This window comes from Mesorhizobium sp. M7A.F.Ca.ET.027.02.1.1 (genome assembly GCF_004022985.1).
GTDB lineage: Bacteria > Pseudomonadota > Alphaproteobacteria > Rhizobiales > Rhizobiaceae > Mesorhizobium.
This window is the reverse complement of record NZ_RZOL01000272.1, coordinates 1-8,166: the sequence shown is the minus strand read 5'-3', so window position 1 is coordinate 8,166 and position 8,166 is coordinate 1. Positions and strand designations below refer to the sequence as shown.

The following is an 8,166-nucleotide window of genomic DNA, read 5'->3' as shown; positions in this document are numbered from 1 at the left end:
GCGGCGAAGAGGAACTGACGTCGCTGCTGGGTCCGGCGCCTGACAATGCCGCCGTGGCTGACATCGCCGATGACCGCATTCTCTCTGTTATGGCCGAACGCGTCTTCGCCGCCGGTTTCGTCTGGCGCGTCATCGAGCAGAAATGGCCGGGCTTCGAGGAGGCGTTTCTGCGCTTCGAGCCGAAGCGGCTGTTGTTCCAGCCCGATGATTTCTGGCACGATCTGACAGCCGACCAGCGCATCGTGCGCAACCCGCAGAAGATCAGATCCGTGCGCGACAACGCCGCCTTCGTCGAGCGCGTGTCGAAGGAATATGGCGGCTTCGGCCAATTCCTCGCAAACTGGCCGGCGGACGACCAGGTCGGGCTCATGGCCTGGCTCGGCAAGCATGGCAGCCGGTTGGGCGGCAATACGGGCCAGTATTTCCTGCGCTGGCTGGGTTGGGATGCGTTCGTCATCTCGGGCGATATGGCCGCGGCGTTGCGCGACGCCGGCCTCGACATCGCCGAAAGCCCGACCTCGAAGAGGGACTTCGACAAGATCCAGGCACAGATCAACCAGTGGGTGGTGCAGACAGGCCTGCCGCGCCGGCATATTTCACGCATCCTGGCGATGTCGATCGGCGAGAATCATTCGCCGCAAGCGTTGCGCGAATATATGGGCGACGATTGATACCTGGTCGTCTCGCCACGATTGAAGCACGTCGATCGGTCCGCACACGATTGACGTATGTCAATCGGTCCGAATTGGTCCAAACGAACGCCATTGCCCGGGCAATTTTGCCGCGCTAAGTCAGCAGGCATGACCAAGAAGCTCGACATCCTGCGCATCGCCGTCGCCCAGCTCAATCCGACTGTCGGCGACATATCAGGCAATCTCGCCAAGGCCCGCGAGGCGAGGGCGGATGCCGCACGCCAAGGCGCCGATCTCGTGCTCTATACCGAGCTTTTCCTCGCTGGCTACCCGCCGGAGGATCTGGTGCTGAAGCCGGCCTTTTTGAAAGCCTGCGAAAAGGCGGCACAGGACTTTGCCGCCGACACCGCGGATGGCGGTCCCGGCGTCATCATCGGCACGCCGTTGAAGCGCAAGAGCGGCACGCACAATTCGATCGTCTTCGCCGATGGCGGCAAGATCATCGCCGAACGCTACAAGCTCGATCTGCCGAACTACGGCGAGTTCGACGAGAAGCGCGTCTTCCAGGCTGGACCCGAGATCCAGGGGCCGGTCAATTTCCGCGGCGTGCGCATCGGAGTTCCGATCTGCGAGGACATCTGGGGCGACGTCGATATCTGCGAGTCGCTGGCCGAAAGCGGGGCGGAAATCCTGCTGGTGCCGAACGGCTCGCCCTATTATCGCGCCAAGATCGATGTCCGCCACCAGGTCGTCATCCGCCAGGTCATCGAATGCGGGCTGCCGATGATCTATGCCAACCAGCTTGGCGGGCAGGACGAGTTGATCTTCGACGGCGCGTCGTTTGCCATTGGCGCCGACAAGACGCTTGCCTTCCAGATGAGCCAGTTCGAGGAAGCGGTCGACATCACCACCTGGAAGAGACAAGGGGATCACTGGATCTGCTCGGAAGGGCCGATGTCGAAAATCCCGGACCGGGAGGAGGCCGACTATCGCGCCTGCATGTTGGGCCTGCGCGACTACGTCAACAAGAACGGCTTCAAGAATGTGGTGCTTGGTCTGTCCGGCGGCATCGATTCGGCGATCTGCGCGGCGCTCGCCGTCGATGCGCTCGGCGAGGAACGCCTGCGCGCCGTCATGATGCCCTATCGCTACACCTCGAAGGACTCGCTGAAGGATGCCGAGGATTGCGCCCGGGCGCTCGGCTGCCGCTACGACATCGTGCCGATCTTCGAGCCGGTCGAAGGGTTTCTGCACGCGCTGACGCAGATGTTCGAAGGCACCAAGGAAGGCATCACCGAGGAGAATTTGCAGAGCCGGGCGCGCGGCACCATCCTGATGGCGATCTCCAACAAGTTCGGCTCGATGGTCGTCACCACGGGCAACAAGAGCGAGATGTCGGTCGGCTACGCAACCCTCTATGGCGACATGAATGGCGGCTTCAATCCGATCAAGGACCTTTACAAGATGCAGGTCTACGCGCTGTCGCGCTGGCGCAACAGCCACGTGCCGCCGGGCGCGCTCGGGCCCTCGGGCGAGGTGATCCCGAAAAACATCATCGACAAGGCGCCATCGGCGGAATTGCGCGAGAACCAGACCGACCAGGATTCGCTGCCGCCCTATCCGGTGCTGGACGACATCCTCGAATGCCTGGTGGAAAATGAGATGGGTGTCGACGACATCGTCGCGCGCGGCCATGACCGGGCGACGGTGACGCGCATCGAGCACCTGCTCTACATCGCAGAATACAAGCGAAGGCAGGCCGCGCCGGGCGTAAAGATCACCAAAAAGAATTTTGGCCGCGACCGCCGCTATCCCATCACCAACCGGTTCAGGGATCGCAGCTAGGTACCGAAAGCGCACGCGGCGGCGCGACCGGAGACAGCCATGCCCGATTGTGAAATCAGCTTCGACATGTCACGGATCGATTTCCGTGCGACATCGGACCTGTTGATGGCAAGCTATTGGGGCGCCGGACGCACTGATGAAGTCCATCGCCGCGCCTTTGCCAATTCGCTTTGCGTCGGCGCCTATGTCGACGGCAGGCAAGTCGGCTTCGGCCGCGCGATCACCGACCGCACGGTGTTCGCCTATCTCGCCGATATCATCGTCTGGCCCGGGAATCGCGGGCAAGGCATCGGCAGCCGGCTCGTCCAGGCCCTTATCGATCATCCTGAAGTCAGGACTGTTTTCCACTGGAGCCTGTCGACCAGCGACGCACACGGCGTCTATGAGAAGCTTGGGTTCAAGCCATCGACCGATGGCCGCTACATGCGCTTGGATCGCATTCCTGAATGAGGCGCGCGGCTTGCTCCGTTGTTGCAAAATAATCGCAGTGGTTGGACCAGATACACTTTTGGCGTGAACTCGTCTTGGCGATGCATCGGAGCGTCTCTATAAGGACACCTCCGCAATTGTCTTGCGGGAGGTCCGAATGGCAGTATTTCACATGGTAATGCGAGGCCGCGAAGCCTAGGTCTCATCCGGCGCTCCGCGAAGGTTTCCCCTTCGTGCCGATGCCGGACCGAGCACAGGCTTATGCCGATGCCGATCGCCGCCCGATTTGGGCGATACGCCAAATATGCCACTCCGCTTCCGGGCACTCATTGGCTCCTTGCGCGGCTTCTTCAATTTTCGACCTACTGGGATCGGGCTCGTTTGTGCCCGAATGACATCATGGCTCGTTTCAAGATCGATTTGCGCGCGAGCGCCTTTCGCAGCGTTCTTGGCTTCACGCTCACTCATTGGCGGCGTCAGCCCTGGCGGCTCTCGCTCATCATGGGCAGCTTCCTGCTGTCGACGCTGGCCGATGTGCTGACGCCGCTCTACTCCGGCCGGCTGGTCGACGCCGTCGCCAGCAGCGCCGGCGCCGACGCGATTGCCTGGAATGCCGCGATGACGGCGTTCTCGATGTTGATGGCGCTCGCGCTGGCCGGCGTCGTGTTGCGCAACCTGGCGTTCATGGGGATCGTCGAGCTGACTTTGAAGATGATGGCCGACATCGCCGCCGATGCTTTCCATCGCGTCCAGCGCTTTTCCACCGACTGGCATGCCAACAGCTTTGCCGGCTCGACCGTGCGCAAGGTGACGCGCGGCATGTGGGCGCTCGACCTGCTCAACGACACCATCCTCATCGCGCTGCTGCCGTCAATCGTCATGCTGGTCGGCTCGACATTGCTGCTCGGCTGGTTCTGGCCGTTGATGGGGGCGGTCGTTGCTGCCGGTTCGGTGCTGTTCATCACGGTGACGGCGCTGCTGTCACTTGGCTATGTCGCGCCGGCGGCAAGGCTCGCCAACACCTGGGATACCCGCCTCGGCGGCTCGCTGGCCGACGCGGTCAGCTGCAACGCCGTGGTCAAGGGCTTTGGCGCCGAGGAGCGCGAAGAACGCCGACTGGCCAAGGTCGTCGCCAAATGGCGTGCGCGTACACGGCGCACCTGGGTGCGCGGCACCATCAACGGCACCACGCAAGGGGTGCTGCTGCTGGTCATGCGCGCCGCGGTGATCGGCCTGGCGCTGATGCTGTGGTCGTGGGGGCAGGCGAGCGCCGGCGACGTTGCCTTCGTGCTGACCTCGCTCTTCGTGCTGCAGGGCTATCTCAGGGATATCGGCACGCATATCCGCAACCTGCAGCGCTCCATCAACGATATGGAAGAGCTGGTCGATTTCCAGTCCGAACCGCTCGGCATCGAGGACCGGCCCGGCGCCAAGCCGATCCGGATCACCGAAGGACGGATCAGCTTTGACAACGTGACCTTTCACTATGGCCATCACCGATCGGCGCTTTACCGCGACTTTTCGGTCGATATCGCGCCGGGTGAGCGCGTCGGGCTGGTCGGCCATTCGGGATCGGGCAAGACGACCTTCGTCAAGCTTATCCAGCGGCTCTATGACGTGAATGCGGGGAAAATACTGGTCGACGGCCAGGACATCTCGCAGGTGGCGCAAGCCTCGCTGCGCGGGCAGATCGCCATCGTTCAGCAGGAGCCGATCCTGTTCCACCGGTCGCTGGCCGAGAACATCGCCTATGCCAGGCCGAGTGCGACGCAGGAGGAGATCGAGCATGCCGCGAAGTTGGCGAGTGCGCATGACTTCATCACCAACCTGCCGAAGGGCTATGGCACGCTGGTCGGCGAACGCGGCGTGAAACTGTCGGGCGGCGAGCGTCAGCGCGTGGCGATCGCGCGCGCCTTCCTTGCCGATGCGCGCATCCTGATCCTCGACGAGGCGACATCGAGCCTCGATTCGGAGTCGGAGGTGCTGATCCAGCAGGCGATGGAGCGGCTGATGGTCGGCCGCACGACGCTGGTCATCGCGCACCGGCTTTCGACGGTGAGGGCGCTGGACCGGCTGCTGGTCTTCGATCGCGGCAACATCGTCGAGGAAGGCTCGCATGATGAACTGATCCGGCTGAAAGGCGGCATCTACCGCCGCCTGTTCGAGCGCCAGGCATTGGAACTGACCAAGGGACTTGTGAGCTGAATTGAGGCGGCCTCCAGCTTCGGCCGGAGGCCGCCTCTGTCCGGCACTGTCAGCCCAGCGGGCTGGAGCAGGGCATGCGATCGCAAGGCCGCGGCAACCCGCCGATCAGCGCATCGATGCTGGCCGACTTGATTTGCCTGTGAAGCCCTGTCCGGATAGTAAGTCTTGAGACCTCTGTTCATCATACTGACCGAGATACGTTGTTTCTACCATTGGTTGATATATATCCGATGGAGGGCAACCCACGGATGTTCTTCACGATGCATCTTTCTGCAAATGCCGAGGAGAAGTTGGCTGCGCCGTCAGTGCTGGAATCTCAGCATGGCTCGGTTCGGCCGCTGGCTGCCGAAGATCTCGAGCGCGTCGCCGCACTCTTCCTGACGAAGTTTCGCCGGCGGCGGCGTCACCTCCTCGATCGCGCGATCGCGGAGACGGCCGCGTATATGAGAGAGATTTACCTCGACCCTGCCGGCCAGTCCGGGGAAAGCAACGCTCTTGTCCAGATCAACCGGCACGGTCGTCTGGGTGGGTTCCTCGGCGTTCTGAAAGCCCGCTACGAGCTCAATGGAGCGGCATTGAATGCGGCGATCATCGGGCCGCTCATGGCCGACCCCGGCACCGATGATGGCTCGGCTGGACCCCAATTGCTGCGTGCCTTGCATCAAGGCGAATTCGATCTGCAGCTGACCGATTCGGCCAACCGGACATCCTTGGCCTTCGCGCGCCCGATGAAGTACCAACTCCTGCCGGTGCATTGTCTGGGATGGACATATGTTTTCCGGCCGGCGGCGATGGCCGCCGCCGCACTGCACCGTAAATGGCCTGGCCTGCCTCGCCTTGTACTCGATCCATGCGCAAGAGCATTCGATGCTCTCGCGAAGAAAAGGTTCGAGCCACCGGTCCTCCATTCATCGTCGCATCGCACCCATCGTGAGCCGATCGATGCCGTTCAATTTGCCGAGAAGCTGCCGACCCTCCTGTCTGGTTACGCTCTTCGGCCGAGTTGGAAGGATGGGGAACTTGCACGGCTGCTTGCGCTGGCGGCCGAGAAGCGGGCCGACGGCCCCCTTCATTTCGGTGGGACCTACGACGAAACGGGCAAAATGCTCGGTTGTTATGCCTTCTATGGTCAAGCCGGCGGCGTGGCGAACCTGTTACAGATCCAGGCATCCGGATTGCACTGGGGCGCGACGCTGGATGCGCTTGTCGCCGCCGCATGGGAGATGGGCTGCGTGGGCATCACCGGACAGACGCAGACCAAATTCATACCTCAACTCTTTGGCTACAAGAATGTCTTCTTCCGCTATGCCGGGGGAACAATGGTCCGCTCGCGGATCGCCGAGGTCACGGAAGCGGTCCGCTCCGGCGACATCTTTATCGGTGGATTGGTGGGCGACCGCTGGACCCGCCTCAGTTCCGATGATTTCGGCCGCTGATCGCCTTCAAGCGCTACAAACTTGGGTTAATGGGTTCCTTCGGAGCCTTCGCCGACGCGTTGGCTGACGGAGCATCAAACGAAAAACCCGCCTGTGCGGCGGGTCGCTGGCGCAAATCAGCACCATAGCCAAATATGTACCATAGCTGAGGGCACCCAGTCAAGAAAAAATTCCTATCGTGAAAAGCTGCCGGCACAAAATGGGCACCGCCGGCCTGGGCGCCGTCGGAGCGTTCACCGCCGGTCTTTTCATTCCAGCCGCCATGTTCTATGTCTGCCGGCCAGCGCGGGGGCGCGTCTTGTCAACCACAAAAGCATCCGGTACGCCCCGTTCATGACAGTTACCGTTCGTTTCGCCCCGTCGCCGACCGGCCGCATTCACATCGGCAATGCGCGCACGGCTCTGTTCAACTGGCTGTTCGCCATGAACAACAAGGGCCGATTCATCCAGCGCTTCGACGACACCGACATTGCGCGCTCGAAGCAGGAGTTTTCCGACGCCATCCTCTACGACCTGCATTGGTTGGGCATTTTTCCCGACGCCACCGAGTACCAGTCGCGGCGCTTCGAAGTCTATGACGCGGCGGTCGAGAGGCTGAAGACGGCAGGCGTTCTCTATGCCTGCTATGAAACGCCGGAGGAACTCGATCTCAGGCGCAAGGTGCGCCGCACGCGCGGCCTGCCGCCGGTCTATGGCCGGGAGGCGCTGACGCTGACGCACGAGCAGATCGCCGAGTACCAGGCCGATGGCCGCCAGCCGCACTGGCGTTTTCTCCTCCCCAATTTCTCAGGCGATCCACAACAGCCGGAACGCACCGAAATCCACTGGAACGACCTGGTGCGCGGCGAGGAAACCGTCGATCTGGCTTCGCTTTCCGATCCGGTCCTGGTGCGCGAGGACGGCACTTATCTCTACACACTGCCTTCTGTCGTCGACGACATCGAGATGGGCGTCAGCCATGTCATCCGCGGCGACGACCACGTCACCAACACCGGCGTGCAGATCGCCCTGTTCCAGGCGCTGGCTGCCGAGCCGCCAGTGTTCGGCCACCATAATCTCCTGACCACCGCATCGGGCGAGGGCTTGTCGAAGCGCACCGGCGCGCTCTCGATTGAAAGCCTGCGCGAGGACGGCATCGAGCCGATGGCCGTCGCATCATTGGCCGTCCTGGTAGGCACTTCGGAGAATGTCGCGGCGGTGCCGACGATGGGCGAACTCGCCGAACGCTTCGATCCGGCGGCGACATCGAAATCCGCCGCCAAGTTCGATCCGGACGAGCTGTTCGTGCTCAACCGGTCGCTGCTGCACCACATGCCGTTCGCCGAGGCACAAGACCGTCTGATCGTGCTCGGCGTCTCTGGCGAGCAGGCCGAACCGTTCTGGCTGGCGGTGCGCGGCAATCTCGACAGGCTGGCCGATGCGGTCAACTGGTGGCGTATCCTGCGCGACGGACCGCAGGAGAAGCCGGAATTTTCCGATGACGATCGCGATTTCCTTCGACAGGCCTTCGATCTGCTGCCGGAGGAACCCTGGAGCGCGACGATCTGGAAGGACTGGACGGGCAAGATCAGGGAAGCGACCGGCCGCAAGGGCAAGGCGTTGTTCATGCCGCTGAGGAC

At 62.4% G+C, this 8,166-nt stretch carries 6 protein-coding genes; all 6 read left to right on the top strand.

Annotated elements, in window-relative coordinates; translation table 11 throughout:
* A partial coding sequence (locus EN749_RS24725) for a DNA-3-methyladenine glycosylase I (protein ID WP_145990992.1) occupies nt 1-671 on the top strand: 671 nt, incomplete at its 5' end.
* A gap of 129 nt (nt 672-800) precedes the next feature.
* A complete protein-coding gene (locus EN749_RS24720; RefSeq protein ID WP_127321218.1) occupies nt 801-2,477 on the top strand; it encodes an NAD+ synthase in 1,677 nt (558 codons plus the stop codon).
* 39 nt (nt 2,478-2,516) lie between these two features.
* Nucleotides 2,517-2,927 (top strand): GNAT family N-acetyltransferase, encoded by a 411-nt coding sequence (locus tag EN749_RS24715; RefSeq protein WP_128364156.1) that lies wholly within the window; start codon nt 2,517-2,519, stop codon nt 2,925-2,927.
* Between the two features lie 378 nt (nt 2,928-3,305).
* Nucleotides 3,306-5,111 (top strand): ABC transporter ATP-binding protein, encoded by a 1,806-nt coding sequence (locus EN749_RS24710; protein ID WP_128364155.1) that lies wholly within the window; start codon nt 3,306-3,308, stop codon nt 5,109-5,111.
* Nucleotides 5,112-5,359: 248 nt separating this feature from the next.
* Nucleotides 5,360-6,547, top strand: a complete 1,188-nt coding sequence (locus EN749_RS24705; RefSeq protein ID WP_245491495.1) for a hypothetical protein — start codon at nt 5,360-5,362, stop codon at nt 6,545-6,547.
* Nucleotides 6,548-6,880: 333 nt separating this feature from the next.
* Nucleotides 6,881-8,166: glutamate--tRNA ligase (gene gltX / locus EN749_RS24700; RefSeq protein WP_128364154.1), on the top strand; the 1,286-nt coding region annotated here is incomplete at its 3' end.